Annotated in this window: 1 pseudogene; it reads left to right on the top strand. The window is 65.4% G+C overall.

What is annotated here, in order from left to right:
- Positions 1-85 precede the first annotated feature (85 nt).
- Positions 86-301: pseudogene (locus tag EN852_RS38885) on the top strand (hypothetical protein); the annotation flags it as partial.

The following is a 301-nucleotide window of genomic DNA, read 5'->3' as shown; positions in this document are numbered from 1 at the left end:
GCTACATCGTCGGCAACCCGCTCTTCCTGTGGCGCGTCGTGAGGCAGAAGCTGTCGCTTGGGCCGCGACCGGCGGAGGCACGCCGGTGAACAGCCATTTCGTGCCGGACACTGCTACCAAAATCGAACCGCTGCCGCGCGCGCCCCTGGCCGCGATCGTCACCGCGAGCTATGCGCCCGATTTCGAGCGCTGCCGGCTTCTGTGCGAAACCATCGACCGCCACGTCGCCGGCATGGCGCATCATTACATCCTTACCGAACATCGCGACGTAGCGCTGTTTCGCCAGTTGGAATCCGGCCGC

Origin of the sequence: Mesorhizobium sp. M2E.F.Ca.ET.209.01.1.1 (genome assembly GCF_004010375.2) — a bacterium.
Classification (GTDB): domain Bacteria; phylum Pseudomonadota; class Alphaproteobacteria; order Rhizobiales; family Rhizobiaceae; genus Mesorhizobium.
Note: the sequence above shows the minus strand (reverse complement) of the source record. Positions and strands in the feature narration are given on the sequence as shown.